Origin of the sequence: Microbacterium marinilacus, assembly GCF_019753765.1 — a bacterium.
Lineage (GTDB): Bacteria > Actinomycetota > Actinomycetes > Actinomycetales > Microbacteriaceae > Microbacterium > Microbacterium marinilacus.
Genome location: NZ_JAIJZW010000008.1, coordinates 150,661 through 176,845, shown reverse-complemented (window position 1 = coordinate 176,845; position 26,185 = coordinate 150,661). Strand labels below are relative to the sequence as shown.

The 26,185-nt window shown below is 72.3% G+C and carries 29 protein-coding genes; 17 read left to right on the top strand and 12 right to left on the bottom strand.

Features of this window, described 5'->3' with window-relative positions:
- Positions 1 to 15 precede the first annotated feature (15 nt).
- Entirely contained in the window at positions 16 to 852 is an 837-nt protein-coding gene (locus K5S26_RS14030) for an ABC transporter permease (RefSeq protein WP_221859250.1), read from the bottom strand.
- On the bottom strand, positions 852 to 1,634 hold the full coding sequence (locus K5S26_RS14025; protein WP_221859248.1) for an ABC transporter ATP-binding protein: 783 nt from the start codon (positions 1,632 to 1,634) through the stop codon (positions 852 to 854). The genes K5S26_RS14030 and K5S26_RS14025 overlap by 1 nt, the downstream gene beginning before the upstream one ends.
- A gap of 249 nt (positions 1,635 to 1,883) precedes the next feature.
- Here K5S26_RS14025 and K5S26_RS14020 point away from each other — a divergent pair, with 249 nt between their 5' ends.
- Positions 1,884 to 3,374, top strand: a complete 1,491-nt coding sequence (locus tag K5S26_RS14020; protein WP_221859246.1) for a lipase maturation factor family protein — start codon at positions 1,884 to 1,886, stop codon at positions 3,372 to 3,374.
- Between the two features lie 11 nt (positions 3,375 to 3,385).
- Here K5S26_RS14020 and K5S26_RS14015 read toward each other — a convergent pair whose 3' ends face one another.
- The 5 genes from K5S26_RS14015 to K5S26_RS13995 form a co-directional block, all read right to left on the bottom strand.
- Positions 3,386 to 4,012 (bottom strand): nucleoside deaminase, encoded by a 627-nt coding sequence (locus tag K5S26_RS14015; RefSeq protein WP_221859244.1) that lies wholly within the window; start codon positions 4,010 to 4,012, stop codon positions 3,386 to 3,388.
- Position 4,013: 1 nt separating this feature from the next.
- Positions 4,014 to 4,199 (bottom strand): hypothetical protein, encoded by a 186-nt coding sequence (locus K5S26_RS14010; protein WP_221859242.1) that lies wholly within the window; start codon positions 4,197 to 4,199, stop codon positions 4,014 to 4,016.
- Between the two features lie 75 nt (positions 4,200 to 4,274).
- Positions 4,275 to 7,268 carry an AAA family ATPase gene (locus K5S26_RS19225; protein WP_221859240.1) on the bottom strand — a complete coding sequence of 998 codons (2,994 nt, stop codon included), beginning with the start codon at positions 7,266 to 7,268 and terminating at the stop codon, positions 4,275 to 4,277.
- Complete coding sequence (locus K5S26_RS14000) at positions 7,265 to 8,419, bottom strand: exonuclease SbcCD subunit D (RefSeq protein WP_221859237.1); 1,155 nt, start codon at positions 8,417 to 8,419, stop codon at positions 7,265 to 7,267. The genes K5S26_RS19225 and K5S26_RS14000 overlap by 4 nt, the downstream gene beginning before the upstream one ends.
- A gap of 91 nt (positions 8,420 to 8,510) precedes the next feature.
- Positions 8,511 to 8,903 (bottom strand): PNPOx family protein, encoded by a 393-nt coding sequence (locus K5S26_RS13995; protein WP_221859235.1) that lies wholly within the window; start codon positions 8,901 to 8,903, stop codon positions 8,511 to 8,513.
- A 34-nt stretch (positions 8,904 to 8,937) separates the two neighbouring features.
- Between K5S26_RS13995 and K5S26_RS13990 the strand changes: the two genes are divergently transcribed.
- Positions 8,938 to 9,690 carry an alpha/beta fold hydrolase gene (locus K5S26_RS13990; protein ID WP_221859233.1) on the top strand — a complete coding sequence of 251 codons (753 nt, stop codon included), beginning with the start codon at positions 8,938 to 8,940 and terminating at the stop codon, positions 9,688 to 9,690.
- Here the strand turns inward: K5S26_RS13990 and K5S26_RS13985 are convergent.
- Complete coding sequence (locus K5S26_RS13985; protein ID WP_221859231.1) at positions 9,687 to 10,136, bottom strand: pyrimidine dimer DNA glycosylase/endonuclease V; 450 nt, start codon at positions 10,134 to 10,136, stop codon at positions 9,687 to 9,689. The two genes, K5S26_RS13990 and K5S26_RS13985, sit on opposite strands and share 4 nt — an antisense overlap.
- Before the next feature lie 92 nt (positions 10,137 to 10,228).
- Here K5S26_RS13985 and K5S26_RS13980 point away from each other — a divergent pair, with 92 nt between their 5' ends.
- Both K5S26_RS13980 and K5S26_RS13975 read left to right on the top strand, forming a co-directional pair.
- Entirely contained in the window at positions 10,229 to 10,750 is a 522-nt protein-coding gene (locus K5S26_RS13980) for a hypothetical protein (RefSeq protein WP_221859229.1), read from the top strand.
- A gap of 221 nt (positions 10,751 to 10,971) precedes the next feature.
- Positions 10,972 to 11,598: a hypothetical protein gene (locus K5S26_RS13975; RefSeq protein ID WP_221859228.1), complete on the top strand. Its 627-nt coding sequence runs from the start codon at positions 10,972 to 10,974 to the stop codon at positions 11,596 to 11,598.
- A 1-nt stretch (position 11,599) separates the two neighbouring features.
- On the opposite strand, the gene K5S26_RS13970 is transcribed toward K5S26_RS13975, so the two are convergent.
- Positions 11,600 to 11,896: a GNAT family N-acetyltransferase gene (locus tag K5S26_RS13970; protein WP_221859226.1), complete on the bottom strand. Its 297-nt coding sequence runs from the start codon at positions 11,894 to 11,896 to the stop codon at positions 11,600 to 11,602.
- A gap of 103 nt (positions 11,897 to 11,999) precedes the next feature.
- Here K5S26_RS13970 and K5S26_RS13965 point away from each other — a divergent pair, with 103 nt between their 5' ends.
- From K5S26_RS13965 to K5S26_RS13930, 8 genes are all read left to right on the top strand, one after another.
- The gene (locus K5S26_RS13965) at positions 12,000 to 12,530 is read left to right on the top strand and encodes a hypothetical protein (protein ID WP_221859224.1); all 531 of its coding nucleotides are present in this window, start codon (positions 12,000 to 12,002) and stop codon (positions 12,528 to 12,530) included.
- A gap of 394 nt (positions 12,531 to 12,924) precedes the next feature.
- Positions 12,925 to 13,671, top strand: a complete 747-nt coding sequence (locus tag K5S26_RS13960; protein WP_221859221.1) for a winged helix-turn-helix domain-containing protein — start codon at positions 12,925 to 12,927, stop codon at positions 13,669 to 13,671.
- A gap of 98 nt (positions 13,672 to 13,769) precedes the next feature.
- A complete protein-coding gene (locus K5S26_RS13955) occupies positions 13,770 to 14,753 on the top strand; it encodes a DNA-3-methyladenine glycosylase family protein (RefSeq protein WP_221859219.1) in 984 nt (327 codons plus the stop codon).
- A 19-nt stretch (positions 14,754 to 14,772) separates the two neighbouring features.
- On the top strand, positions 14,773 to 14,961 hold the full coding sequence (locus K5S26_RS13950; protein ID WP_221859217.1) for a hypothetical protein: 189 nt from the start codon (positions 14,773 to 14,775) through the stop codon (positions 14,959 to 14,961).
- A 41-nt stretch (positions 14,962 to 15,002) separates the two neighbouring features.
- A complete protein-coding gene (locus K5S26_RS13945) occupies positions 15,003 to 15,815 on the top strand; it encodes a siderophore-interacting protein (protein ID WP_221859215.1) in 813 nt (270 codons plus the stop codon).
- A 78-nt stretch (positions 15,816 to 15,893) separates the two neighbouring features.
- Positions 15,894 to 16,103, top strand: a complete 210-nt coding sequence (locus tag K5S26_RS13940) for a PLDc N-terminal domain-containing protein (RefSeq protein WP_221859213.1) — start codon at positions 15,894 to 15,896, stop codon at positions 16,101 to 16,103.
- A gap of 32 nt (positions 16,104 to 16,135) precedes the next feature.
- Positions 16,136 to 17,650, top strand: a complete 1,515-nt coding sequence (locus tag K5S26_RS13935) for an amino acid permease (protein ID WP_221859211.1) — start codon at positions 16,136 to 16,138, stop codon at positions 17,648 to 17,650.
- An 87-nt stretch (positions 17,651 to 17,737) separates the two neighbouring features.
- The gene (locus K5S26_RS13930; protein ID WP_221859209.1) at positions 17,738 to 18,208 is read left to right on the top strand and encodes a VOC family protein; all 471 of its coding nucleotides are present in this window, start codon (positions 17,738 to 17,740) and stop codon (positions 18,206 to 18,208) included.
- Positions 18,209 to 18,230: 22 nt separating this feature from the next.
- Here the strand turns inward: K5S26_RS13930 and K5S26_RS13925 are convergent, their stop codons facing one another.
- Both K5S26_RS13925 and K5S26_RS13920 read right to left on the bottom strand, forming a co-directional pair.
- Positions 18,231 to 19,070, bottom strand: a complete 840-nt coding sequence (locus K5S26_RS13925) for an aldo/keto reductase (protein WP_221859207.1) — start codon at positions 19,068 to 19,070, stop codon at positions 18,231 to 18,233.
- Positions 19,071 to 19,111: 41 nt separating this feature from the next.
- The gene (locus tag K5S26_RS13920) at positions 19,112 to 19,597 is read right to left on the bottom strand and encodes a MarR family winged helix-turn-helix transcriptional regulator (RefSeq protein ID WP_246604023.1); all 486 of its coding nucleotides are present in this window, start codon (positions 19,595 to 19,597) and stop codon (positions 19,112 to 19,114) included.
- Between the two features lie 87 nt (positions 19,598 to 19,684).
- Here K5S26_RS13920 and K5S26_RS13915 point away from each other — a divergent pair, with 87 nt between their 5' ends.
- On the top strand, positions 19,685 to 21,949 hold the full coding sequence (locus tag K5S26_RS13915) for an LLM class flavin-dependent oxidoreductase (RefSeq protein WP_221859206.1): 2,265 nt from the start codon (positions 19,685 to 19,687) through the stop codon (positions 21,947 to 21,949).
- Positions 21,950 to 21,970: 21 nt separating this feature from the next.
- Here the strand turns inward: K5S26_RS13915 and coaBC are convergent, their stop codons facing one another.
- Positions 21,971 to 23,182 (bottom strand): bifunctional phosphopantothenoylcysteine decarboxylase/phosphopantothenate--cysteine ligase CoaBC, encoded by a 1,212-nt coding sequence (coaBC, locus tag K5S26_RS13910; protein WP_221859204.1) that lies wholly within the window; start codon positions 23,180 to 23,182, stop codon positions 21,971 to 21,973.
- A gap of 80 nt (positions 23,183 to 23,262) precedes the next feature.
- Here coaBC and K5S26_RS13905 point away from each other — a divergent pair, with 80 nt between their 5' ends.
- From K5S26_RS13905 to K5S26_RS13890, 4 genes are all read left to right on the top strand, one after another.
- Positions 23,263 to 23,988, top strand: a complete 726-nt coding sequence (locus K5S26_RS13905) for an NRDE family protein (protein ID WP_221859202.1) — start codon at positions 23,263 to 23,265, stop codon at positions 23,986 to 23,988.
- Positions 23,989 to 24,050: 62 nt separating this feature from the next.
- Positions 24,051 to 24,617, top strand: coding sequence for a DnaJ family domain-containing protein (locus K5S26_RS13900; protein WP_221859200.1), 567 nt, complete (start codon positions 24,051 to 24,053; stop codon positions 24,615 to 24,617).
- 51 nt (positions 24,618 to 24,668) lie between these two features.
- Positions 24,669 to 25,697 (top strand): VanZ family protein, encoded by a 1,029-nt coding sequence (locus K5S26_RS13895; RefSeq protein ID WP_221859199.1) that lies wholly within the window; start codon positions 24,669 to 24,671, stop codon positions 25,695 to 25,697.
- Between the two features lie 63 nt (positions 25,698 to 25,760).
- Positions 25,761 to 26,156, top strand: coding sequence for a TIGR03618 family F420-dependent PPOX class oxidoreductase (locus tag K5S26_RS13890; RefSeq protein WP_221859198.1), 396 nt, complete (start codon positions 25,761 to 25,763; stop codon positions 26,154 to 26,156).
- The last annotated feature ends 29 nt before the right edge of the window (positions 26,157 to 26,185 follow it).

Here is a 26,185-nt window from a genome sequence, read left to right as displayed (position 1 = left end):
AGGGATGGCGCGGAGTCAGTCCGCCGCGTTGGCGATGTGCGGGAAGCGACGGCGCACGAGGAGCTCGACGCCGTCGATCAGGTAGTAGAAGAAAAGGCCGAGTACCGAGACGACGATCAGCGCGGCGAACATCAGCGCTGTGTCGAGCTGCGTGGCGGAGAACTGGATCAGGTAGCCGAGGCCCGCCTGCGCCCCGGAGAACTCCGCGACGACGGCTCCGATGACCGCGAGCGTGATGGCGATGCGGGCGCCCGCGAAGAGGTACGGCAGCGAGGTCGGCACCTGCACCTGCATGAGGATCTGGTTCTTCGTCGAACCGACCGAGCGCATCAGCAGCAGCTGGTCCTCGTCGACGCGCCGCAGCCCGAGCACCATGTTGAGCGTGATCGGGAAGAACGCCATTACCACGATGAGCACCAGCTTCGGCGTCATCGTGTAGCCGAACCACAGGATGAAGATGGGCGCCAGCGCGACCTTGGGCACGACCTGGAACAGAACGATGAGCGGATACACAGCGCGATCCACCCAGCGGAACCGCACGACGACGAGCGCGATCGCGATGCCGACGACCACGCTGATCACGAAGCCCCAGAGCACCTCCTGCGTGGTGACCCACGTGGCGTCGAGCAGCAGCGGCGCCGACGCGACGAGTTCCGCGGCGATGTCCGTCGGCTTCGCGATCACGAACGGCGGGACGTCGAGGGCGACGACCGCGAGCTCCCACAGCGCGATCACGGCCACGACGAACACGATGGGAGGCCACGCCGCGGCCCACAGCGCTCGGGCGCGCTCACCGGTGATGCCCTGCGGGCGGATGCGCACCGCGGTGGCGGTGGCGACCGTGTCGACCATCAGGCGGCCTTCCTCTCCGAGGGGTGCAGCCACTCGCGCAGGCGATTCGAGTACGCGACGAACTCGGGCAGCTCGAACGACGCCTCCGTGCGCGGGAACGGCACGTCTACCTCGATGGATTCGACGATGCGACCTGGGTTCGCCGACATCACGTGGACGACATCCGAGAGGAACACCGCTTCGGAGATCGAGTGGGTGACGAACACGATCGTCTTGCCGGTCGCGGCCCAGATCTGAGCGAGCGACTCGTTCATCGCGTCGCGAGTGATCGCGTCCAGCGCACCGAAAGGCTCGTCCATGAGGAGGATGGACGGGTCCATCGCCAGCGCACGCGCGATCGACACACGCTGCGCCATCCCTCCGGACAGCTCATGCGGAAGCTTGTCGGCGGCATGCGCAAGCCCGACGAGCTCGAGCGCCTCGTCCGCGGCGGCGAGGCTGGCCTTCTTGTCGCCCTTGGCGAGCATGCGCAGGTGCGCCGCGTTCTGTCGGGCAGTCTTCCACGGCAGTAGCGCCGGCCGCTGCAGCACGAGGCCGATCTCACGGTTACGCACAGCGTCCTGCGCGGATTCGTCGCCGATCCGGACCTCGCCGGCGGAGGGCTTCATGATGCCCCCGAGGATCTTCAGCAGCGTGCTCTTGCCGCAACCCGACGGGCCGAGCAGCGACACGAAGCTGGACGGCGCGATCCGAATGTCCAGGCTCTCGAGCACGGTGTTCGTCTGCCCGCGCGTGCGGAACGTCATCGCGACGCCTCGTGCGGTGATGCCGACTGCTGCCACGACATCTCCTTTCTCACAATATGATTTTGCTTTCTCGTATAAAGAGGACGGTAACGGCCATCGTGCACGGTGACCAGATCAGTCGAGCGACTGTTACCGGCGTTCACACCCCCGTAACACTCAAGGCGCTTGCGCTCGCGTGCCCTGCGCCACCGTTCGCCCGGCACCGTCTGACGAAGGCGGCCGGGCTCGCCGGCGTCGGCGCGTCAAGCCCGCGCACCGCCCCTGCGAGGGCCCTAGCCTGGCGCCATGGACGGGTTCTCCGCGGTCGACTTCGCGCTCGCGCGCGAAGTGCTGCAGCGCGGCATCGCGACGCTGTACCTCGTGGCGTTCGCGTCCTCTCTCGCCCAGTTCCGCGCTCTGCTGGGCGAGCGCGGCCTGCTGCCCGCCACGGAGCTGCTGGAGTGGGCGCGTTCTTCGGACCGGGCGGCCCGGCTGCTGCGCCCGACGCTGTTCCGGTGGGTCGGGTACAGCGATCGACGGCTGGTCGCGCTGTGCGTCGGCGGCATCGCGGTGTCGGCGCTGCTGGTGGCGGGTGTTCCGCAGCTCGGCCCGCCGTGGCTGCCGATGGTCGCATTTCTGGCGCTCTGGCTCGGATACATGTCGATCGTGTCGATCGGCCAGACGTTCTACGGCTTCGGGTGGGAGATGCTGCTGCTCGAGGCGGGCTTCCTGGCCGCGTTCCTCGGCTCGCAGGGTCAGCCGCCGCCCGTCCACGTCCTCGTGCTCTTCTGGTGGCTGGTGTTCCGGCTCGAGTTCGGCGCGGGGATGATCAAGCTGCGCGGCGGGCGGGAGTGGCGCGACCTCACCGCGTTGACCTACCACCACGAGACCCAGCCGATGCCCGGTCCCCTGAGCCGCCGGGCCCACCTCCTGCCCCGTTGGGTGCACAAGGGCGAGGTCCTCGGCAATCACGTCGCCCAGCTCGTGGTGCCCTGGTTCCTGTTCGCACCGCTCCTCGGCCTCTGGGTACCCGACGTGGTGCCCCAGGCGGTCGGCGCCGTGTCCGCCGGGATCATCGTCCTGTCGCAGCTATGGCTCGTGGCGACCGGCAACTTCGCGTGGCTGAACTGGGCGACGATCGTGCTCGCGACGTCGGCGATCGCGGTGCCGGCAGCTCGGGGGCCGGTGGGCGACATCCCCGCCTACTGGCTGGCGATCACCCTCGCGGTGACCGCGCTGTACGCGGTGCTGAGCTGGTGGCCGGCGCGCAACCTCGCCGCGCGCGACCAGCTGATGAACGCCTCGTTCAACCGCTGGAACCTCGCGAACGCCTACGGAGCCTTCGGCACGGTGACGAAGGAGCGCATCGAGTGGGTCGTGGAGGGCACGCTCGGCGACGATCCGCTGCGCGCCGAGTGGCGTGCGTACGGCTTCCGAGGCAAGCCGGGAGAGGTGCACCGGACGCCCGGGCAGTTCGCTCCATATCACCTGCGTCTCGACTGGCTGATGTGGTTCCTGCCGCTGCGTCCGACGAGCTCGTGGGGACGCCTCGAGGACTGGTTCCGGGCGTTCCTCGTCAGGCTGCTGGAGGCCGACCGCGCGACTCTGCGGCTGCTTCGGGCGGATCCGTTCGAGGGTGAGCGCCCCCGCTGGGTGCGGGTGGTGTCGTACCGCTATCGCTTCGCGACGGACGCGGAGCGACGCGCGCTGGCGGAGACCGGCGGCCGCGGGGTGGTGTGGCTGCGCGACAGGCGCCGTGTGGTGCTCGACCCGATCGCGCTGACGCGAGAGGGCTGATCGCCGGTGCCTCAGTCTCCGGACCGCGCGTTGTAGACCGTGACGACGCCGGAGGTCACGGCGTCGCGATATGACCGGAAGACGTCGACCGCCTCGTCGCGCCGGATGCCCTGGACGACCCGGATGCCTCGCGCCTCGAAGGCCTCGGCCCAGTCGTCGATCATGGGCCCCTCGTCGAAGGTGGTGAGCTCCTCGAGCTCGGGACCGGACCCCGCGATCGCGAGGGTGCGGATGCCCGACCACATCGCCGCGCCGTAGCACTGGACGCAGGGACGCCAGTTGACGAGCAGCTCGTGCTCGGGCTGCGGGGTGCCGTCGGCCCGGACGCCGCCGAGGTCCCACGCACCCAGCCGCGCCTGCGCCATGCCGAGCGCGGTGACCTCGGCATGTCCCGACGAGATGTTGGTCGCGAGCACCACGTTGACGCCGACGGAGACGATGCGGCCGGTGCCGGTCTCCGCCACGAGCGCGGCGAAGGGGCCGCCGTTGCCCTCGCGCCAGTTGCGGTCGGCGAGCCGGTTCACCAGCGCCATCCGATCGTCGCGGTCGGGGATCGCGTCGGGGACGTCGGCGAGCTCGTCGCGGATCCAGCCGGGCAGCGCGATGGTGAAGCTCGCTGCGAGAGGAGGGAACTCCACGTCAGTCCTTGGAGTCGCTGCGGGCGAAGACAGCGCGCAGAACGAAGAAGACGATGATCGCCACAACGGCGACCGCTCCGAACTTCGCCATCCAGAACATGAGGCGGAAGAGCGCCTCGACGACCCACCACGCGATGACGATCGCCAGGATCACGCCGACGATGGTCCAGATCGAGCTGCGCTTCATGCTCCCGAGAGTACCGGCCGTTCGCGTCATCGTCCGTCCGGCGACAGAGATCGGGCCGGTCGCTCCGCTCGGGCCTCAGGCGGGCAGGCTCGCCTCCTGGACGACCCGGCTCCATCCCTGCGGGGTCTGCTCGACGCGCAGCTGGGCCGGGATCTGCTCCTTCATCGCGTCGACGTGGCTGATGATCCCGACGGTGCGCCCTCCCTGGCGCAGCTCGTCGAGGGTGCGCATGGCGGTGTCGAGCGTCTCGGCGTCGAGCGAGCCGAAGCCCTCGTCGATGAACAGCGTGTCGAGCCGGATACCGCCGGCCCTGCTGGTGACGACCTCGGCGAGCCCGAGCGCCAGGGCGAGGGAGGCGAGGAACGTCTCGCCGCCCGAGAGCGAGTGGGCGGGGCGCGCCCGGCCGGTGAAGGCGTCCATGACCTCGAGGCCGAGACCGGACGCGGCACCGCGCGCGGCGACGGCGTCACTGTGCTGCAGGCGGTAGCGGGCGCCTGACATGTCGGCCAGGCGCACGTTGGCGGCCGCGACGATCTCCTCGAGCTCGGCCGCCAGCACGAACGTCTCGAGCTTCATCCGCTTCGCGTTCGGCGCGCGGCCCGCGACGGTGTCGGCCAGCCGCCGGATCGCCGCGGCCTCGGCGGCGAGGCCGGCGATCTGCGCATGGTCGGCGACGGCGCGTTCGGCCGCGTCGGCGAGCGCCCGGGCGCGGTGCGAGGCGGCGGTGCGCGCCTCGACGGCGGCGGCCCAGGCCTGCTTCGCCGCGGCGACGGAGGCGGCGCTCTCTGCGGTGTCGACGGGCTCCTCGGGCAGCGCGTCGAGCTCGAGCTGCAGCAGAGCCGACCTGGTTGCGGCCAGAGCAGTGTCGTGCGCGTGGATCCGGTCCTCGAGCGCTGCGCGCGCCGGCTGCTCGCGCAGCGCGGCGAGCGCCTCGGCCGGGTCGGCGAACCCGGCCTGCTCGGCCGACGCCTGCAGAGCGTCGCGGGCGTCGACCGCCTCCTTCTCGGCGCGCACTGCCTCGCGCTGGGCGTCCGCGTAGGCGTCAGCGACCCGCACCAGGCGATCCTCCGCCTCGATGCGCGCCGCGACGCTCGTGGCGGCGCCTCGCGCCTCCGCCACCGCCGCGCCGTCCTTCTCGAGCGCGGCAGCCGCCCCGGCGATGCGGGCGTCGAGCTCGCTGCGTTCGGCGACGAGCGCGGTCTTCGCCGCGGCGTGATCGCTCGCCTCGGCGTCCAGCGCGGCACGCGCGGCGACGAGTCGCTCCTTCTCGACGACGGCGGCCTCGGCGTCGGCCAGCGCGGTCCGCGTGTCCTCGAGGTCGCCCGCGATCTCGTCCGCCTCACGTCCTCCTGCGTCCCGCTCGGCGTCCGCGTGCGTCCGGTCGGCAGCGGTCAGGGCCGTGTTCGCGGCCTCGAACGCCGCCGCGACCTCTGCGCGCGCGGCGTCGGCCCGCTCGATGTCGTCGACGGTGACGGCGTCGTCGCCGCGGGCGGCGGGCGCGGGGTGGCTGGTCGAGCCGCACACGGCGCACGCCTCGCCGTCGATCAGGTCGGCGGCGAGCTCACCCGCCATGCCGGCGAACCGCCGGCGCTGCAGCTCGGCGAGATGCCTCTCGCTCTCGTCCTTCCGCCGCTTCGCCCGCTGCAGCTCGTCGTAGGCGCGGGCGCGCGCCTGCACGAGCCGGTCGAGGGATCGCGCCGCCGCGAGCTGCGCGTCGAGCGCCGTGACGGCCTGGCGCAGGGTCTCGATGTTGGCCGCCGCCGTCATGGCCTCGACGAGGGCCGCCTCGACACGCTCCCGCTCGCGCGGAAGTGCGGCCGCGCGCTCCTCGAGCGCCGCGTCGCGCCGGGCGGCGTCCTCCGCCTGCGCGCGCAGTCCTTCGAGCGCCTCTGCGGCGGCGGCGAGCCCGGTCTCGATGTCGCGCACGGGTCGCCACGCGCCGATGCGCTGCTGCCCCTCCGCCACGAAGACGTCGAGCGCGTCCGGCGCGGCGTCGAGGGGAGGATGGACGTCGTCGCGGGCGTCGCCCCAGGCCGACCGTGCGGCGGCCAGCGCACCCTCGGCGACGTTCAGCGCGACGAGCGCACGGGTCGCGGCGTCGCGTGCGCCGCGGACGTGCTCGGCCGATCGCGCGGCGTCGCGCTCCGCGCGGATCAGCGCGATCTCTTCGGCCTTGGCCTCGAGGTCTGCGAGGGTTCGGCGCGACTCGTCCCGGCGCTGCTGTCGGTCGCGCTGGCCGGAGCGTTCCGCGTGCAGCGCCTCGGCGGCGGCGAGCGCGGCGGCGGCCTGCCGTTCCGCGCTGTCGGTCTCCTCGGTCAGGTGGCGCGCCCGCAGGGAGGCCCGGCCGACCCACTCGATGCGGTCGGCGAGCTCGGGCGCCCCGTCGAGCGGGTCGAGGATGTCTCCGGCGATCCCCTCGGCGTGCTCGAGCCGACCGGCGAGCGCTTGCGCTTCACGCTCCACGCGTGCGACGGCGTCCTTGCGCCGCTCGTCCAGCGCGGTCTCGTACTCCTCGAACCGCCTGGTGCCGAAGAGCGTGCGCAGCAGCGCCTGACGCTCGTCGTTCTTGGCGAGCAGGAACCGCGCGAAGCGCCCCTGGGCGAGCAGGATCACCTGCAGGAACTGCTGCTGGTTGAGCCCGACGATCTCGTCGACGAGGTTCGCGACGTCGACGGGACGCGCCGCCTGCCAGTCCCAGTCGTCGCCGGCTCGCTCCCCCATCCGGGCCTCGGCCTTCTGCGGGGTGAAGCCGTCGCCACGCCTCTTCGGGCGCATGTAGTCGGGGCTGCGTTCGATGCGCCAGGTGCGGCCGCCGGTGGTGAACTCGAGCGCGACCTCCGTGATGTCGTCGGGCTCGGCGTGGTCGCTGCGCAGACGCGCCTCGCCCCTCTCGTAACGAGGGGTGCTGCCGTAGAGCGCGAAGCAGACGGCGTCGAGGATGCTCGACTTGCCGGCGCCGGTGCGGCCGGAGATGAGGAAGATCCCGTCGCCCGCATAGGCGTCAAGATCGATCGTCTGGCGCGCACGGAACGGCCCGAACCCCTCGATCTCGATGCGGTGGAGCCTCACGCGGTCACCTCGGTCGCCGCGCGCTCGGACACGACGTCGCCGATGATCCGGGCCTCCTGGTCGCTCGCGCCGTCGCCCTCGCGGACCAGGCTGAGGAAGGAGTCGATCAGGTCGGCGTCGCTGGCCGCCTTCCGCACGCGAGCGCGGTAGCTCAGTCCGTCTTCGGCGGCCCGGTTCTGCGGGTCGAGCTGGATGGTGGCGCAGTGCGGGAACCGCTGCTGCAGGCGGCGCATCGGGTCGGTCTGGGGCGTGGCGTCGGTGAGGACGGCGCAGACCCAGGCGTCGGCGTGCGCGTCGAGAGCAGGGTCGCCGAGCAGCTCCTCGAGGGTGCCGCGCAGCGTGACCAGCCGCCGCGGCACGGGGAGCTCCAGCCACTCGACGGCTGCAAGCCCGTGTGCGTCCAGGTCGACGAGCCACGACCCCCGTGGCTTGCCTGCCTCGCTGAAGCTGTAGTGCAGCGGCGCGCCGCTGTAGCGCACGCCGTCGTCGAGCCGGCTGCGTCCGTGGATGTGTCCCAGGGCGACGTAGTCGGGGCCGTCGAAGGACGACAGCGGGACGACGTCCAGCGAGCCCTGCCGGATCTCGCGCTCCACGCCGTCGCTCGCCTCCACCCCGGCGGCGAAGCAGTGCGAGACGACGACGGACCGACCGCCGCGCCCGCTGCGATCGGCCTCGATGAGCCCCATCGCGTGCGCGATCGCCTGCTGCTGGGTGCGCAGCCCGCTGCCCGGCCAGACGCCGCGAACGATGATCGGCTCGAGGTAGGGGATGCCGTACACGTGCACCGGCCCGTGCTCGTCGGACAGGGTGACGGGTGTGCCGACGCCCGCGGGGTCGGTGATCACGTGGATGCCGTCGCGGAGCAGCGGCGCGAGGAACCCGAGCCGCGCGGCGTTGTCGTGGTTGCCGCTCGTGAGCACGATCTGCGCGCCGGCCGCGCTGATGTCGCGAAGGGCGTCGGTCAGCAGCGTGTAGCAGGCGGCCGCCGGCGTGGCCGAGTCGAACACGTCGCCCGCGACGACGACGACGTCGACGCGGTGCTCGCGCACCTGACCGGCGAGCGTGGCCAGCACACCGCGAAGCGCATCGAGCGTCTGGTGGCCGTGGAACGACCGCCCGATGTGCCAGTCGGAGGTGTGCAGGATGCGCATGCCTCCACGGTAAGGACGAGGTCCGACATCGAGCGGCAGCACCGCCGCGGATCCCGCGGATGGCCGACTGACGCGCGTCTCGAGGGGCGGGCTATCCCTCCGCCTCGACCCGCAGCAGCCGGAACTCCCGTCGCCGCAGCAGCCGAAGGATCCACGATGCCGGCGCCCCGAACGCGTGCAGCCCCTCCGTCACGCCATACGGCTCCACTCCGACGACCCGGTACCACCGGCCGCGGTGCAGCACCCGCCCGCCGCCCGCGAGCAGGTTGCGGTACCAGTTCACGCGATCCCCGTACGTGAGCTCGGCGACGAGTCCGCCGTCGACCGGTGCGAGGATCAGCGGCGCCTCGAACGTGCGGCCCGACTTGCGCCCGACGTGCTCGACGAGCGAGAACGGTCCTCGGCCCCGCTTGGCCGCGCGCAGCGTGAGCGGGTTCAGCGTGCGGTTGAGCCACGCGAGGTATCGCTGCCGGAAGCCGCCCATGCGGTCAGTCTGCCCGGTTCGCTACGGTCTATCCATGCTGTCCGATCCGACCCTCCAAGAGGCCCGGCCGTTCACGCACGACGGCTCCACCCTGATCTGGGAGGCGCGCGGGGGCGGCGACAAGACGTTCGTGCTGGTGCACGGCATCGGCATGGGCCGCAGCGTGTTCACCCCGCTCGCCGACCTGCTCGCCGATCACGGACGCGTGATCGCCATCGATCTGCCCGGCTTCGGCGAGGCGCCCGAGCCGCCGCGCACGCCCACCATCGAGCGCCTCGCCGACCTGGTCGCCGCGTTCCTGCGCGCCAACGTCGTGCGCGATCCCGTCCTGATCGGCCACTCGATGGGCACGCAGGTCATCACCGAGGTCGCCGCACGGCACCCGGAGCGCGGCACACGGCTCGTGCTCGTCGGCCCCACGGTCGAGGCGGGCCGCCGCCGTGCCCTGACCCAGCTCGCGCGCCTCGCTCACGACCTTCTCGACGAGAGCCCGCGCGTGCTCGTCGCCGGCGGACGGGAGTATCTGCGCGCGGGGCCCCACCTGCACCGCAAGATGCGGTCGATGCTCGTGCACCGCCCCGAGCTCGCCTACCCCCGCGTCACGGGAGAGACCCTCGTGCTGCGCGGCGAGAACGACACCGTGGCCCCGTACGCATGGTGCGCCCGCGTCGCCGACTCGATCCCGAACAGCCGGCTGCACGAGGTTCCCGACAGCGGTCACGAGACGATGATCAAGAACCCCGATCCGGCCGCCGCGCTGATCCTCGAATGGCTCGACGGCGCCTAGGCGCGACCCGTGGGCGACACGCCTCGCTCCCAGGCCTCGACGGGCCCGGGCACGACCTCGAACATCGGGTGCGCCTCGGGGCTGACGCCGACGAGCCTCGTGTGGACCTCCGGCGAGCGCTCCGCCAGCTTCGCCAGCAGATGGCGCCATTCGAACTCCAGCTGACCGGAGGTGACCGCGATGGGCGCGAGGGCCCCGTCCGGGGCGTCGATGCGCGCGACGTCGAACCGGTATCCGCGACGCGACGCCTCGGCGGCGACGGCTGAGAGATAGGCGCCGACGGCGCCGACCGGATCGTCGTGGTCGCGGAACCGGGCGAGCTGCGGGTGCGCCTTGTAGCCCCGTGTTCGACCGAGCAGCACCGCCTGCGCGAGGAGCCCCTCGCGCCACACCGCGGTGAGCCCCTGCCGATCGAGCAGCGACGGGTGCAGCGACCACATCCTCATCCGCACCTCCCGCGCGTCGCTCCACCGTAAGGCCCCGCGGCGGCTGGGGATAACTTCCGCGCCGCATCCGCCCTCCTGCCTACGGTGGTGGCATGCCGTCGCGCCTCGCCTCCCTCGGCCTCGCCGCTGTCCTCGTGGCGAGCATCACCGCGTGCACCCCGACGCCCGAGCCGACGCCCACCCCGACCGGGTTCTCGACGGAAGAGGAGGCCTTCGCCGCCGCGGAGGAGCTCTACCGCGATCACGTCGACGAGCTGAACGCGTACTACGCCGGTTCCAACCCCGAGTACGAACCCGCGGACTATCTGTCCGGCCAGCCCTTGGCTGAAGAGCAGAGCATCCTCGAGCAGATGGACGACCTGGGCCTGCGGATCGAGGGCGCACTGGTGATCCGGTCCCTCGAGCGCGGTCCCGCTGAACTCGTTGGAAGCGCTTGGAGCATCGAGCTTCGGAGTTGCTTGGATTCCTCGACCACGCGAGTCCTTGACGCCGACGGCGAGGATGTGACGCCTGCCCGAGACGAACTAATCGCTCTCCGTTCGGAGATCGCAACAGCCGAAGGCGGAGGTCTCCGAATCGTGAGTAGCGTTGTCAATGAGGACGCAGTGTGCTGACTTCGCGGGTACTCGCTATCGTCGCGCTCTTGCCCGTTATGGATGCGCACCCGCCTGCTGCGGAAACCGGCTGCGGCGAAGCAGCAGTCTTCATCGGCTGCCCCGACTCGGCGAACACGGGCGCGGGCGTCGACGTGGGATCTACGATCACCGTCGAGTCTCCACCCGCTCCCGGCGTGAGCTTCGCACCTCCTGGAAGCGGAGGGGCACCGCCTGGAAGCTTGGACGAGGCGACGCAGGAGACGGCGGACGGCCAGGGACGCTGCATACGCAACTTCGGGGTGACCGGGCTGTGCATCGACATCCCCGAGGAGGTCGACGAGCAGCCGGAGGTTGCGGCGCCCGTCGCGCCTCCGGCGTACGTCACGGTCTCCGACATCGCGAGCTTCGTCCCCGCGCCGCCGAGCGTGACCACCGAGCCGGACGGCATCGGTGCGAGAGGCCTGCCACTGAACGCGATCGCGACGGCACAGCCGCAGACGGTGCACGGAGAGCTGTTCGGGTTCCCGGTCTCGGTCGCGTTCGCGCCCGCCGGGTTCCGGCAGGACTGGGGCGACGGCACCGTCACCGAGACCGCGCAGGGCGGGGCGTCGTGGAGCGCCCTCCAGCAGGCCGAGTTCACCCCGACGGACACGAGCCACGCCTACGCGACGAAGGGCTCGTACTCCCTCACCGTCACCGCGCTCTACACCGCCGTGGTCGACTTCGGCCCCTGGGGCACGCGCGCCGTCGACGGGGTCGTCGAGGCACCTGCCGCGGCGCGAGACATCCGGATCGTCGAGGTCCACACCGCGCTGGTGCAGCGCGACTGTCTGCAGGACCCGGCGGGCGTCGGCTGCCCGGGCTAGGTCAGCGGGAGGCGCCCGCGAGCACTCCCGCTCGCTCAGGATGGTCGGCGAACCACTCCGCCACGTACCAGCAGACGGGCAGCACGGAGCGGTCGCCTGCCGCCTCGATCTCCGAGACGGCGTGCTCCGTGATCGCGGCGGCATAGCCCTTGCCGCGATGGGCCGGCACGGTCACGGCACGGGTCAGCGCCACGGTGCGCCCGTTGTCGCGGTACTCCAGCACGCTGACCAGCTCGCCGCCTCGACGCAGCTCGTAGCGAGACGCACCCTTGTCGTTCGAGAAAGTCCACTCACTCACGCTGAGAGGTTACGTCCGTCCACAGACAGGCGGACGACTCTCCGCTGGCGTTTCCCTGTGGACGGCGCCGATCGGGGCGGTCGCGCTCCCTAACGTCGGCGGCATGCGCCGTCGATCGCCCCTCGCCCCCGCCGTCCTCCTCCTGCTCGCGCCGCTGTCGGCGTGCGGTGCTCCCGCCGAGCCGCAGACCGCCGCGGCGCGCACGGCGTACGCCGAATGGGTCGCCGCGCAGGACGACTTCCTCACCGGCGGCGACGCCGAGGCCGCCCACGCCCGGCTGCGCGCCCGCAGCGACGACGACATGTACGCCATGCTCCGGTGGAAGCTCTCCGGCTTCGCCGCGGACGGCATCATGCAACGCGGGCGCCATGAGGTCGCCGTCTTCCGCATCGTCGATGCGACCCAGGTCGAGGTACCGGCCGAATACGGCCTGTCGGTCTCTCCGGCCACCGCCGACATCGCCGCCCGGGTCTGTCTCGACGCGTCCGGCGTCGAGTACCTGGACCGCGAGGGCGAGGCCGTCGGCACGCCCACGCCGCGCCAGGAGCTGGCGGTGCTGTTCGTTTCCGCGGGGGGAGGCGACCTCGTCGTCGCGTATGCGGCGGGCGACGACAGCGGGATCTGCGCCACGTGAACAGCCGCCGCGTGTCACATTGCGTCATGAACCGCCGTGGGCACTGAAACGGTTTGACATCGTGCGACACGCCCGGACACAATGACGGCATGTACAGCGACGCCACGCTTCTGTCCGCCTGGGAGGCGAACGGGACCACCGGGATGATGATGCCCGGGCGCGCTGACATGTGCTGTCGAATGTGCCGCTGAGTAGAGACCTCCTCGCCGCACCGCTCCTCTGAGGCGACAGCCTCTCGGAGCCAGAGCACCGGTCCGCCGGTCTCTCCCGCCGCTCGGCATCACCGGATGCCGCCGGCACAGGCCCTCGCGATCTGAGCGTGAACGGCCTGACCGACACACACTTCGCAAGGCCGCTCGCATCGGCTGCGCATCCCCCGCAAGGACACATCATCATGTCGAACGCCACCGCCCTCCTCGACCGCCCGGCCACCGTCACCACGCGCCCGGTCCGCCATCTCCGTCCGCTCCCCCAGCTGGCCGAGCAGCGCCCGACGACCGTCGCCGCGCCCGCGCAGCAGGCCGCTGAGGCACCGAAGCCCAACGCCGCCCCGCGCGGATTCGCCCTCTACGTCGGCCTCGACGAGCTGAAGGCCGCGGCCGACGGGGTCTCGCTTCCCGTCATCGTCGACGCGCTGCGTCGCACGCTCGCCGAGCTCGCGCCCAGCGCAGAGACCTACGCCGCCGTCGCACTCGCCCCGCAGCAGGCGGGTGGACGCGACGTCGACGTCGTGCGCCTCGCCCTGCACGAGCCCGGCGCCGTCGCGCGCACCAAGGCGCAGTCGGAGGAGCAGACCGAGGCCGCGCGCGGCGTCGTCGTCGACATCTCCCGCAAGCGCGTCGTGATCGACGGCGAGTCGGCGAACCTCACCTTCAAGGAGTTCGAGCTGCTGCAGTACCTCGTGCTGCGCGAGGGCCGCACGATCGAGCGCGGCGAGCTGGTCGGATCCCTCTGGGACGCGGGCGACGCGGACGCTCCCGGCGAGCGCACGATCGACGTCCACGTGCGTCGCCTGCGCTCTAAGCTCGGCGCGTTCCAGGACATCGTGCGGACGGTGCGCGGCGCGGGCTACCGCTTCGACCGCCACGCCGACGTCGCGGTGCGCTACGGCTCCGGCGCCCCCTCGCCCGACCGCTTCTGAGTCGTCGGCGCCGGCCGCGCCGGGCCGCCGGTCACCCGGGTGGCAGACGACTGGGAGCCGAAGGCGGCTTTGTCGGTCGCCTCGCGTAGCGTGAGCGCATGATCCCGTCCGCCGCGCTCGTGTCGCGCCATCCGGTGCGCGAACGCGACCCGCGGCCGGATCCGGGGCCGCGGCTCGAGACGGTGTACCGGCCGAGGCGAGAGCTCGACCTGTATGCCACCGTGGCGGGCCTCCAGCGCGGGCCGGGCGACCCGGCTCAGGCCTGGGAAGGCGAGCGCATCTGGCGCGCCACCCGGACGCCGCAGGGGGTCGCGACCACCGTGCTGCGCCAGAGCGCCGACGGATCGGTCAGGGCGGCCGCCTGGGGACCGGGCCGCGAATGGGCGATCGCGCAGGTCCCCGCGCTGTGCGGCGCGACCGACGACGATGCGGGGTTCGACCCGTCGCCCCACCCGCTCCTCCGGGAGACGCATCGCCGCCGACACGGCCTCCGGCTGGGGCGGGGGGACGTGCTGTTCGACGCCCTCGCGCAGTCGGTCACCGAGCAGAAGGTGACGCTGCAGCAGGCGTTCGGGGCGTGGCGCCGGCTCGTCGCCTGGTTCGGCGATCGCGCACCGGGCCCCACTCCCAGACCGATGTTCGCGCCGCCCTCGATCGACGGCTGGCGTGGCATCCCGTCGTGGGCGTGGCACCGCGCCGGCCTCGAGCCGCCGCAGAGCCGTGCGATCGTCGAGGCCGCGCGCCGCGGCGAGTCGCTCGTGCGCGCGGTCGAGGCCGCGGCGGACGGCCCCGGGCGTGACGCCGTCCTCACCAGCGTGCGCGGCATCGGCGTGTGGACCGCGTCCGAGACCCGCATCCGGGCGCTCGGCGATCCCGACGCGGTGAGCGTCGGCGACTTCCACCTCGCCCACCAGGTCGGCTATGCGCTCACCGGCTCCCGCGTGGACGACGACGGCATGCTCGAGCTGCTCGCGCCGTGGGCCGGGCACCGTCAGCGGGTCATCCGGCTCATCCTCGCCTCGGGCGTGCGCGAGCCCCGTCGTGCGCCGCGGCTGCACCCCGAGGACCACCGGTCGCGCTGAGCGCGCCTACGCTGGCAGCATGTGGCTGATCCTGCGCAGCGCGGCCGTGCTCATCGCCGGTGCCGTCCTCGGCGCCGCGTACCTCGACAGCGTGTGGCTCGGGCTGCTGATCGGCCTGCTCGTCTCGATGGGCCTGTTCGTGGCGTTCGAGGCTCGCAAGGGCAAGAACCCGGGGCGCGACGAGGGCGACGACGGCGCCCGCCTCTGATCCCCGGACCGCGCGAGCGCGGCTGAGTTAGGCTCCCCTACATGAGCACCGCTTCCGGTATTCCGCAGTCCTTCACCCTGGAGCGCGAGAGGCTCGACCTGAAGTTCCGCTTCGCCACGCTGGTCGCCCGCGAGTGGATCGCCGCCGACTACGTGCGGGTCCGGCTGCAGGGAGCCGACCTCGTCGGCTTCGGGTCTCGGGGCCACGACGACCACATCCGCGTGTTCTTCGCACAGGGTCCGGCCGACACCATCGAGACCATGCGGGAGTTCCCGAGCCGCGAGTACACGCCCCTCGCGTGGGGCACGGCCGAGGACGGCACCGGGTGGCTCGACCTGGAGTTCGCCGTGCACGGCGACGAGGGCGTCGCGGGCCTGTGGGCGGCCGGAGCGCCCCTCGGCTCGCTCGCGGGGATCGGCGGGCCGCGCGGTTCGCTGTCGGTGTCGGGCACGCCGGACGCCTGGCTGCTCGCCGGCGACGAGACGGCGGTCCCGCAGATCCGTCGCTACGCCGCGCTCATCCCTGCCGGGGCCCCGGCGACGATCCTGATCGAGGTCGCGGACGCCGAGCACGAGATCCCGATCGACGCCGCGGTCGATGTCGAGTACCTGCACCGTGGCGACGCCGCTGCAGGCTCCGTCCTCGCAGCCCGCCTCGACGCCCTGACCGCCGCCGACCGCCCCGACGGACACGTGTTCGGCTTCGTCGCGGCAGAGCAGGCGATCGTCAAGACCGGCCGGGCGCTGCTGGTGGAGCGCTGGGGCCTCGACGCCGACCGCGTGGTGGTGAAGGGGTACTGGAAGCGCGGCGAGTCCGAGTACCACGCGCCTCACGGCCCGGTCGCGCCGGCCTGAGGCCCGTGGTCGCCCTGGCTTGGGGCTCCGCCGCGAGAATCCCGTGACAAGCACGCGGGCCGTGCGCAGAATGGACGCATGACCGCCAACAAGGACGTCTCCCTTCCCGGCCGGCTGCTGCTCGGCGTCGTCGGTCTCGTGCAGATCGCACTCGCGCTGGCCGCCTTCTCCGACCTGTGGGCCCGCCGCGACGGCGAGGTCCGCGGCAGCAAGCCGGCGTGGATCCCGGTGATCCTGATCAACTGGCTCGGCCCTCTCGCGTACTTCGTCTTCGGCGTCAAGCGCTGACGACGACGGCCTCGCCGTGTAAGGCTTTACGGATGAGTCTGTTCCGCACCAAGTCGATCGAGCAGAGCATCGCCGACACCCAGGAGCCCGAGCACCAGCTCAAGAAGAACCTGGGTGTGTTCGATCTGATCCTGTTCGGCATCGGCGTCTGCGTCGGCGCCGGCATCTTCGTCCTCACCGGGCATGCCGCCGCCACCAATGCCGGCCCCGCGATCGCGCTGTCGTTCCTGATCGCGGGCGTCGCCTGCGCTCTGGCGGCGCTCTGCTATGCGGAGTTCGCCTCGACCGTGCCCGTCGCGGGCAGCGCCTACACCTTCACGTACGCGACCCTCGGCGAGCTGCTCGCGTGGATCATCGGCTGGGATCTGATCCTCGAGTTCACGGTCGGTGCGGCCGCTCTCGCCACCTCCTTCAGCCAGTACCTCGGCGTCGTGCTGCAGGGCACCTGGTTCGAGATCCCGCCGGAGATCGCGACCGTCGAGAGCGGGTTCGTGAATCTGCCCGCGGGCCTGCTGGTGCTCGGTCTCACCGCGGTGACGATCGGCGGAATCAAGCTGTCGAGCCGCCTCAACCAGATCATCACCGGCATCAAGATCCTCGTGGTGCTGCTGGTCGTCGTGGTCGGCGCGTTCCTCGTGAAGGTGTCGAACTGGGTGCCGTTCGTCCCGCCGGCCGAGTCCGCTCAGGGTGGCGAGGGCGACGTCTTCCATCAGCCGATCGTGCAGGGCATCTTCGGCCTGGACCCGAGCGTGTACGGCATCGGCGGCGTGTTCGCGGCCGCGGCGATGGTGTTCTTCGCGTTCATCGGCTTCGACGTCGTCGCCACGACGGCAGAGGAGACCCGCAACCCGCAGCGGGATCTCCCCCGCGGCATCCTCGGCGCGCTCGCGATCGTCACCGTCCTCTACATGGCGGTCTCGCTCGTCATCACCGGCATGCAGAACTTCCGCGACATCGATCCGGAGGACGGCGCTCCCCTGGCGACGGCGTTCGTCGCCGCCGACCTGCCGTTCATGGGGTCGGTGATCGCGCTCGGCGCCTGCATCGGGCTCGTCGTCGTGTCGATGATCCTGCTCATGGGGCAGACGCGCGTCGCGTTCGCGATGGCGCGTGACGGGCTGCTGCCGCAGGCACTCGCGAAGACCCACCCGCGATTCGGCACCCCGTACCGCATCACGATCATCACCGGCGTGGTCGTCGCGATCCTCGCGGCCTTCGTGCCGCTGTCCACCCTCGCCGAGCTCGTCAACATCGGCACCCTGGCCGCGTTCGTCCTGGTCTCGATCGGCGTCATCGTCCTGCGCCGTACCCGCCCGGACCTGCCGCGCGCGTTCCGCGTGCCGTGGGTGCCCGTGCTGCCGATCGTGTCGGCCGTGATCTGCCTCTACCTGATGCTGAACCTCACGCTCGACACCTGGATCCGGTTCGTCGTCTGGCTCGCGATCGGCGTGGTCGTGTACTTCGTGTACTCGCGCCGTCACAGCCGCCTCGGCGCGGCCGAGCAGAAGGGCGCCGCGCCCGCGCGCGGCGTGGATCGGGCCGGCTGACGACACGCCCTCAGCGGCCTTGTGGGGCTCCCGGCACGGAGACGAGACTGATCCCGATCCCCGTCGGCGCCCCGTGAGGAGTCGGTCATGCCCGTGCTCAATCCGTACCTCGCCTTCCGCGGCGAGGCCCGCGCGGCGATGGAGTTCTACCATTCCGTCTTCGGCGGGGAGCTCGAGGTGGAGACGTTCGCCGACGGCGGCGTCGACCACGATCCGGCCGATGCCGACCTCGTGCTGCACGCCGTGCTCGAGACGCCCGACGGGATGGTCCTGATGGCGAGCGACACTCCGTCCGGCGCTCCGTTCGCAGGCCCCGGCGGTCACGCCGTGTCGATCAGCGGCGACGAGGAGGAGGACCTCGCGGAGTGGTGGGAGGCGCTGTCGGACGGCGGCACGGTCGTCCTGCCGCTCACCGAACCGGACTGGGGCGGCCTGTTCGGGATGCTCACCGACCGCTTCGGCGTGCGCTGGATGATCTCGATCCTCGACGAGGAGAACTTCGAGGACGAGGAGGAAGGCTTCGACGAGGACGGGGACGACGGCTTCGCCGACGACTGAGCCGGGGCCGCGCCCCGTTCTGTCAGAACTCCTCGTGGGTCAGCGGGTCGCCGTCCCAGAGGCGCCCCCGCTCGAGCGCGGAGAGCGCCTCGACGTGCTCGTCGTCGAGCGTGAAGCCGAACACGTCGGCGTTCTCGCGCTGGCGGTCGGCGTCGGCGGACTTCGGGATCGGCGTGGAGCCCAGCTGGACGTGCCAGCGCAGCACCACCTGCGTCGGGGTCACGCGGTAGACCTCGGCGAGCTCCTGGATCAGCGGCTCGGTGAGCAGTTCGCTGCGGCGCGCGAGCGGGCTCCAGCTCTCGGTGCGGATGCCGTGGCGGGCATGGAACGCGCGTAGGGCCGCCTGTGGGAAGTAGGGGTGCAGCTCGACCTGGTTGACCGCGGGCACGACGCCGGTCTCGTCGATGAGGCGCTGCAGCATGTCCTCGGTGAAGTTCGAGACGCCGACGGAGCGCACGAGGCCCTCGTCGCGCAGCGCCACCAGCCCCTTGAACGTGTCGACGTACTTGTCGACGCGCGGGTTCGGCCAGTGGATCAGCAGCAGGTCGATGCGACCGAGGCCGAGGGTCGCGTTCGATTCGCGGCCGCTCGCGATCGCCTCCTCGTAGCCGTGGTGGCGGCCGGGCACCTTGGTGGTCACCACGATCTCGTCGCGCTCGATGCCGCTGCGACGCACCGCCTCGCCGACCTCGCGCTCGTTGCCGTAGTTGACGGCGGTGTCGAGCACCCGGTAGCCGGAGTGGATGCCGGACTCGATCGCGGCGATCCCCTCCTCGTCGGTCAGCTTGTAGGTGCCGAGTCCGAGCTCCGCGAACACGGTGCCGTCGTTGAGCGTGACGCGGGGGATGTCGATGGTGGCCATGTCCCCGAGCCTAACGACGTGAGGGCCGGCAGGGGCGGCCCTCAGCCTCGGGCGACCACGGCGCAGCGGTCGTCGCCGGGAGCCGCTCCGGATGCGGCGTGCTCCAGGAGCCCGCAGAGCGTCTCGCGCTGCTGCGCGTCGAGCCCGGAGAGCAGCTGGTCCTCCGCCTCGAGCACCCGGGCGTCCAGGTCGGCGACGACGGCGCGGCCTCGCTCCGTGGCGACGATGCGGCGTGCGCGGCGATCCGAGGGGTCCTGCCGCCGCTCGATCAGGCCTGCCGACTCGAGCTCGTCCAGCACGTACGTCATGACCGTGCGATCGATCCCGAGCCGCGCGGCCAGGGCCGCCTGCGTCGGCGGCTCCTCGTGCACGCTCGCCGAGAGCACCTGATAGCTGCGCTCGCCATGGGGCAGCTCTGCGGCGGCGGCGGAGACCAGGGCCTTCCACTCGCGCAGCAACGCCGTGAGCGACCAGCCGAGCGTGGATCGCCCCGCGGCGCGGGCAGGAGCGGACATCGAGGCGGCCATGGGTCCATGGTAGCGGATATGATGTCCAGAAGATGAGTTGTCGGACATATGATCTGACACACAACACACTTCGAGGAGCGCATCGCGATGCCCGACTACGGTCAGGATCTGAGCTTCGGCTCGTTCATCACCCCGAGCAACGCCGACCCGCATCGGCCGGTGCTCCTCGCGCAGGTGTCCGAGCAGGCGGGGCTCGATCTCGCGACCTTCCAGGACCACCCGTATCAACCGGCGTTCCACGACACATGGACCCTGCTCACCTGGGTCGCCGCCGGCACGTCGACCATCACGGTGTCGGGCAACGTGCTGAACCTCCCGCTGCGGCAGCCGGCCGTCCTCGCCCGTTCGGCGGCCTCCCTCGACCTCCTGTCGGGAGGGCGCTTCGCCCTCGGTCTCGGTGCCGGCGGGTTCTGGGACGCCATCGAGGGGATGGGCGGCACGCGTCTCACCCCCGGCCAGGGAGTGACGGCGCTCGGCGAGGCGATCGAGATCATCCGTGGTATCTGGGACGCCGGCAACCGTCGTCCCCTGCGCGTCGAGGGCGAGTTCCACCACGTGCGCGGCGCGAAGCGCGGGCCGAAGCCCGCTCACGACATCCCGATCTGGCTCGGCGCCTACAAGCCGCGCATGCTGCGCCTGACCGGCACCGCCGCCGACGGCTGGCTGCCCTCGCTCGGCTACATGCAGCCGGGCGATCTCACTCGCGGCAACGCCGTGATCGACGAGGCCGCCGAGAAGGCCGGCCGCAGCCCGTCCGAGATCCGACGCCTGCTCAACATCGGCGGCGCGATCCAGCAGCGACGGCAGGGACAGCTGCAGGGCCCCGTCACGCAGTGGATCGAGGAGCTCACGCAGCTCGCGCTCGAGGACGGCGTGTCGACCTTCACCCTGGCGGGCGACGACCCGGACACGTTGCAGGCCTTCGGCGAGGAGATCGCGCCGGCGGTGCGCGAGGCCGTGGCGCGCGAGCGGGCCGGGCGCGGCACGGTCGCCGCCTCGGCGCGACGCGGCTCGGCGGCGCTCGCCCTGCGACGTGACGGCATCGACTACGACGCGGTCCCCGCCTCCCTCGCGGCGAGTGCGGTCGAGCCGGGCGATCGCCGCTACGCCGACCTGCGCCACAACTACCTGCGCTCGGGACGCCCCGGCCTCGTCCTGATGCCCTCGACTCCGGCCGAGGTGGCCGAGGCTCTCGGCTACGCCCGCGCGCAGGACGTGCCGCTCGGCGTGCGCTCGGGCGGGCACGGCGTGAGCGGACGCTCGACCAACGACGGCGGCGTCGTCATCGACCTGCGCCGGCTGTCGACGATCGAGCCGCTGGAGGGCCCGGGAGACCGGATCCGCATCGGCGCGGGAGCCACCTGGGGCGACGTGGCGCAGGCCCTCACACCGCTCGGGCTCGCCATCAGCTCGGGCGACTACGGCGGCGTCGGCGTCGGCGGCCTCGCCACGACCGGCGGCATCGGGCTGCTGGGGCGCCGGTTCGGCCTGACGATCGACCACGTCGTCGCGGCGGACGTGGTGACGGCGGACGGCCGTCTGGTGCGGGCCAGCGCCGCGGACAACCCCGACCTGCTGTGGGGTCTGCGCGGCGCCGGCGGGAATCTCGGCGTCGTCACCTCGGTCGAGATCGAGGCGATGCCGCTGCGGGGCGTGGTGTTCTCGCAGATGGTGTTCGACGCGACGGACACCGCCGGGCTGCTCGAACGGTGGGGCGCGGCGGTCGAGGCCGCACCACGCGAGCTGACCAGCTTCCTGATCCTGTCTCCGGTGCGGCCGGGACAGCAGGCCGTCGCGCAGCTGATGACGGTCTTCGCGGGCGACGACACGGACGCCGCGATCCGCGCGCTCGAGCGGCTGGCGGACGCCGGGACGCTGCTCGACCACAAGGCCTACGCGATGCCGTACTCCGGCGTCGTGCAGACCGGCGACCGTCACCACGGCGGCGGCGGGGATCCGGTCTCCCGCACGGGGCTCGTCGACCACGTCGACCGGGCGACCGCGCGCGCGTTCGCCGATCTCGCCGCGTCCGGCGCCGCCTACTTCCTGCAGATCCGCGCGACGGGCGGCGCGGCTCTCGACCTGGCCGCCGACGCGACAGCCTATCCGCACCGTCACCAGAGCTTCCTGCTCACGGCGCTCGGCCGCTCGCACGACCAGCTCGACCCGCTGTGGGACACGGTGGTGGCGCCGCACACCGACGGGCTCTACCTGTCGTTCGACACGGACCAGCGACCCGAGCGGCTCGTGGACGCCTTCGGCGCGAACCTGCCGCGGCTGCGCGAGGTCAAGCGCGCCTGGGATCCCGAGAACGTCTTCCGGGCCAACTTCCCCATTCCGCCGGCCGGGTGAGGCCGGAGGCCCCGCGCCCCGCTAGGGCCGCGATCGCAGCGCGACGATCGCGTCGAGCAGCGCGTCGGCGACCTCGCGCTTCGACCCCGTGGCCTCGGCGACGACCTGGTCGTCCGAGCCGATGAGCGCCACGGCGTTCTCGGCCCGTTCGAAGCCCGCCTCCCAGCCGACCTCGTTGACCGCGAGCAGGTCGACGCCCTTGCGCCGGCGCTTGCGGATGCCGCGCTCGAGCACGGTCTCGTGGTCGGTGGGCATCTCCGCGGCGAAGCCGACGATCGTCTGACCGTCGCGGCGGGCGCCGGCGAGGCCGGCGAGGATGTCGTCGTTCTCGACGAGCGACAGCACGGGCGCGCCGTCCTCTTTCGCGAGCTTGTGGTCGGAGACGTCGGCCACCCGGTAGTCGGCGACGGCCGCGGCCATCACGATAACGTCGGCGGATCCGGCGAGCGCGCGCATGCGCTCCCCCAGCTCGGCGGCCGTCCCCGCGGTCTCGACACGGATCGCGGGATGGGCGTGCGCGGCATCGAGCTGCGCGTCCTCGACGTGCGCGGCGACGAGCGTCACGTCGGCGCCGCGGTCCGCTGCGGCGAGCGCGATCGCGATGCCCTGGCGACCGCTCGACCGGTTGCCGATGAACCGCACCGGATCGATCGGCTCTCGCGTTCCTCCTGCGGACACGACGACGCGCGTGCCGTCGAGGTCGGCGCCCGCTGCGAGCATCCGGCTGACCTCGCGATGGATCGTCTCGGGTTCGCTCATCCGGCCGGGCCCGCTGTCGGCGCCCGTCAGGCGGCCGCTGTCGGGGCCGACGATCCGAACGCCGCGGGCTCGGAGCGTGGCGATGTTCGCCCGCGTGGCGGCGTGCTGCCACATCTCGGTGTGCATGGCCGGCGCGACGAGCACGGGCGCGCGCGTCGCGAGCAGCGTCGTTCCGAGCAGGTCGCCCGCGAGGCCCACCGCGATCTTCGCGATGGTGTTCGCCGTCGCCGGCGCGACGACCACGACGTCGGCGGCCTGTCCCAGCGCCACGTGCCGCACCTGGGCGACGTCGTCGTGCACGGAGGTCGTGACGGGGTTCCGGCTGATCGCCTCCCAGGTCGGCGCGCCCACGAAACGCAGGGCGTCGTCCGTCGGCACGACGTGCACGTCGTGCCCGTCCCTCACCAGCAGGCGCACGAGCTGCACCGTCTTGTACGCGGCGATGCCGCCCGTGACTCCCACGACGATGTTCATCCCCGCGATTCTCGCACCTGCGGGGCCTTCGCCGCCCGCGCCGGGCGAAGACGCACACGTCATAGGCTTGTCGCGATCCCATGTGCACCGTCGTCGTCCGCGTCCCGCCCCCTCCCGCCGATGCGGATGCCGGGGTCGAGCCCGTGCGGCTGCTCGCCGTGCGCGACGAGGACCCCCAGCGCCCGTGGAACCCGCTGGGCGAGTGGTGGCCGGACCGCCCCGGGCTGATCGGCGTGCAGGACCGCCTCGCGGGCGGCGCCTGGCTGGCGGCGGAGGGACCCCGGCTCGCCGTGCTGTTGAACCGAGCGGGTCACCCCGCGGGCGTGGGCCCGGAGGAGCTGGAGTCGCGCGGCGGCATCGTGCTGGCGTCGGTCGGCGGCCAGTCCCCCGCGGGCACGCCGCGCACGCTGGGGTTCAACCTCGTCGAGGTCGACGGCACCGCGGCGACCGTCACGAGCTGGGACGGAGAGCGGATCACCCGGCGCGAGCTGCCGCCGGGCACGCACATGCTCGCGCACGACGACGTCGACGACGAGGCCACGCCCCGCATCCGGCAGTGGCACCGCGCGTTCGAGCGGGCGGGCACACCCGCGGGCGACGGGTGGTGGGACGACTGGGTCGCGGTGCTCGCGGACAGCGCACGACTGGACCCCGCGGACGACCGGGCGATCATCCGCGACAACCACCCGCACGGCTACCCGACGGTGTCGCTGCTGGCGTGCGTGGCCGAGGTCTCGCCCGCGGGGGCAGACGTCCGCTACGCGCAGCTCGACCGCCCGGGCGCCTGGAACCCGCTCGTGTTCTGACCGGTCCGACCGCCCCGCGCGCGGCGTAGCCTGGACGGACCGAACCCCTCGGAGGTGATCCGATGCCGGATCCGCGCGGCGACGCAGCGCGCTACCGCCTTGCGCGGGACGGGAACGGCGACGCCGCCGAGCAGGGGTCGGACGGACGCGCCTCACCCGCCTGGTCGACGGAGGAGCGCGCCGCGGTCGTCGAGCAGGCGATCCAGCACGCGATCCGTCGTGGCGACTTCGACGACCTCCCCGGTGCCGGCAAGCCGCTGACCGGGCTCGGCCGCGGCCACGACCCTGATTGGTGGATCCGCCGCAAGATCGAGTCCGAGGACCTGCGCGGGCTCGGACCGCCGGCGCTGGCGCTGCGGGTCGAGGACGCCGAGCTGACGGATCGCCTTGACGCGCTGGCCAGGGAGGACGATGTGCGGTCCGTCCTCGAGGACTTCAACTCCCGCGTGCGGTACGCCAGGCTGCAGCTGCTCGGCGGCCCGCCCGTCGTCACGGCGCTGCGCGACGTCGACGCCGAGGCGGCCGCGTGGCGGGAGCGCCGCGAGGAACGCGCACGCGCCGCGCGAGAGCGGGCCGAGAGCGACGCGGCGCCGCGGCGCCGGGCGTTCTGGCGACGCCGCAGAGCCTGACCGGGGCACACGGCCCGCGCCGCGGGCCGGAGACCGCCCGAAGGTAGCGTGGTGGGCGTGGGGGATAAGATGTATCCGGCGGTCATCGCCGTGCTCGCGGGCATCGCGATCGCCGTGCTGCTGTTCGTGCCGTTCGTGGCGGGCGAGTACCGCTCGCGAGGCCGGCTGCCGCTGCGGCGGCTCCTGCTGTGGCTCGGCTCGCTGGTGTACGCGATGGCGCTGTGGACCTACACGCTGCTGCCGTTGCCGGACCCGGCGGACATCCGCTGCGTCGCACCTCAGCTCGTCCCGGGACAGTTCGTCCTCGACATCCTGACGTACGACGTCTCCAGCGCCGGCGCGCTGCTGCGCAACCCGGCGGTGCAGCAGGTGGTGCTCAACGTGGCGCTGTTCGCCCCGATGGGCTTTCTGCTGCGCGCGCTCTGGAACCGCGGTGTCGTCGTCGCGACGAGCGCCGCGTTCGCCACATCGCTGCTGATCGAGGTCACCCAGCTGACGGGGATCTTCGGCCTCTACGGCTGCGCCTACCGGCTGTTCGACGTGGACGATCTGCTGGCCAACACCGTGGGCGGGCTGCTCGGCGCCCTGATCGCGCGGCTGCTCATCCGTCCCCACGGCGAGCGCGCTGTGGCGCTTCCCGACACGGTCACCGCCGGACGACGCCTCCTCGTGATGCTCTCCGACGCGATCACCGTGCTGCTGCTCGGGGGCGCGGCAGGTGTCGGAGCTCGGATGGCGCAGCTCTGGCTGCCCGGCGTGCCGGACGTGCTGCGCGACGAGAGCGTCGCCGACGCGGCGGCGTTCGCGGTGCCTTTCCTCGCGGTGGGCGTCGTCGCCCTCGTCACGGGGCGCACGATCGGCGACCACGCCGTGCGCGTCGCCTACGAGCCCCGCCACAGCCGCCCGGTCGACGGCATGCTGCGGTACCTGGCGGGGATCGGTGGCTTCCAGCTGCTCGGGCTGCTCGGGGGCCTGGACGGGCTGTTCGCACTGGTCAGCCTGATCCTCGTCTTCACGACGCGGGATCGGCGCGGGCTGCCCGGCCTCCTGCTGCGGCGGACGATCCATCCGGTGCGATGAGCCGCCACGGCCCGCCCGCTCCCCGCCGCCCCGCACCGCTCGCACGCGGGTTAGCGTAGGCGTATGGCCTCCGGTTGGGCGTCGGTGCGACGCTACTTCGCGACGAACGCGGTCGCGCACGTCGCGACGATCCTTCCCGACGGCTCTCCCCACTCCGTGCCCGTATGGGTCGGCGTGGAGGGCGAGCAGCTCGCGATCTTCATGATCGCCGGGTCGCGGAAGGACAAGAACCTGCAGGGCGATCCGCGCCTCGCGCTCTCGGTCACCTCCCCGGACGATCCGCTGGACATGGCGACGGTGCGCGGCCGTGCGGTGCGCCGCATCGAGGGCGAGGACGCGCTGCCGATCGTCGACCGCATCGCCCATGGGTACACCGGTGAGCCGTACGAGCTGCGCTCCGGGCTGGTGGCGTTCCTGATCGAGCCGCAGGTCTGCTGGGCGCGCGACTACAGCGACTGACGACGAGTGCAGACGCACGACGGTGCTCG

What these genes read in the sequence shown, in the direction of transcription:
- K5S26_RS14030 (WP_221859250.1), bottom strand. Translation starts at nt 852, where the DNA reads ATGGTCGACACGGTCGCCACCGCCACCGCGGTGCGCATCCGCCCGCAG.
- K5S26_RS14020 (WP_221859246.1), top strand. Translation starts at nt 1,884, where the DNA reads ATGGACGGGTTCTCCGCGGTCGACTTCGCGCTCGCGCGCGAAGTGCTG.
- K5S26_RS14010 (WP_221859242.1), bottom strand. Translation starts at nt 4,199, where the DNA reads ATGAAGCGCAGCTCGATCTGGACCATCGTCGGCGTGATCCTGGCGATC.
- K5S26_RS14000 (WP_221859237.1), bottom strand. Translation starts at nt 8,419, where the DNA reads ATGCGCATCCTGCACACCTCCGACTGGCACATCGGGCGGTCGTTCCAC.
- K5S26_RS13995 (WP_221859235.1), bottom strand. Translation starts at nt 8,903, where the DNA reads ATGGGCGGCTTCCGGCAGCGATACCTCGCGTGGCTCAACCGCACGCTG.
- K5S26_RS13990 (WP_221859233.1), top strand. Translation starts at nt 8,938, where the DNA reads ATGCTGTCCGATCCGACCCTCCAAGAGGCCCGGCCGTTCACGCACGAC.
- K5S26_RS13985 (WP_221859231.1), bottom strand. Translation starts at nt 10,136, where the DNA reads ATGAGGATGTGGTCGCTGCACCCGTCGCTGCTCGATCGGCAGGGGCTC.
- K5S26_RS13980 (WP_221859229.1), top strand. Translation starts at nt 10,229, where the DNA reads ATGCCGTCGCGCCTCGCCTCCCTCGGCCTCGCCGCTGTCCTCGTGGCG.
- K5S26_RS13965 (WP_221859224.1), top strand. Translation starts at nt 12,000, where the DNA reads ATGCGCCGTCGATCGCCCCTCGCCCCCGCCGTCCTCCTCCTGCTCGCG.
- K5S26_RS13960 (WP_221859221.1), top strand. Translation starts at nt 12,925, where the DNA reads ATGTCGAACGCCACCGCCCTCCTCGACCGCCCGGCCACCGTCACCACG.
- K5S26_RS13955 (WP_221859219.1), top strand. Translation starts at nt 13,770, where the DNA reads ATGATCCCGTCCGCCGCGCTCGTGTCGCGCCATCCGGTGCGCGAACGC.
- K5S26_RS13950 (WP_221859217.1), top strand. Translation starts at nt 14,773, where the DNA reads ATGTGGCTGATCCTGCGCAGCGCGGCCGTGCTCATCGCCGGTGCCGTC.
- K5S26_RS13945 (WP_221859215.1), top strand. Translation starts at nt 15,003, where the DNA reads ATGAGCACCGCTTCCGGTATTCCGCAGTCCTTCACCCTGGAGCGCGAG.
- K5S26_RS13940 (WP_221859213.1), top strand. Translation starts at nt 15,894, where the DNA reads ATGACCGCCAACAAGGACGTCTCCCTTCCCGGCCGGCTGCTGCTCGGC.
- K5S26_RS13935 (WP_221859211.1), top strand. Translation starts at nt 16,136, where the DNA reads ATGAGTCTGTTCCGCACCAAGTCGATCGAGCAGAGCATCGCCGACACC.
- K5S26_RS13930 (WP_221859209.1), top strand. Translation starts at nt 17,738, where the DNA reads ATGCCCGTGCTCAATCCGTACCTCGCCTTCCGCGGCGAGGCCCGCGCG.
- K5S26_RS13925 (WP_221859207.1), bottom strand. Translation starts at nt 19,070, where the DNA reads ATGGCCACCATCGACATCCCCCGCGTCACGCTCAACGACGGCACCGTG.
- K5S26_RS13920 (WP_246604023.1), bottom strand. Translation starts at nt 19,597, where the DNA reads ATGGCCGCCTCGATGTCCGCTCCTGCCCGCGCCGCGGGGCGATCCACG.
- K5S26_RS13915 (WP_221859206.1), top strand. Translation starts at nt 19,685, where the DNA reads ATGCCCGACTACGGTCAGGATCTGAGCTTCGGCTCGTTCATCACCCCG.
- coaBC (WP_221859204.1), bottom strand. Translation starts at nt 23,182, where the DNA reads ATGAACATCGTCGTGGGAGTCACGGGCGGCATCGCCGCGTACAAGACG.
- K5S26_RS13905 (WP_221859202.1), top strand. Translation starts at nt 23,263, where the DNA reads ATGTGCACCGTCGTCGTCCGCGTCCCGCCCCCTCCCGCCGATGCGGAT.
- K5S26_RS13900 (WP_221859200.1), top strand. Translation starts at nt 24,051, where the DNA reads ATGCCGGATCCGCGCGGCGACGCAGCGCGCTACCGCCTTGCGCGGGAC.
- K5S26_RS13890 (WP_221859198.1), top strand. Translation starts at nt 25,761, where the DNA reads ATGGCCTCCGGTTGGGCGTCGGTGCGACGCTACTTCGCGACGAACGCG.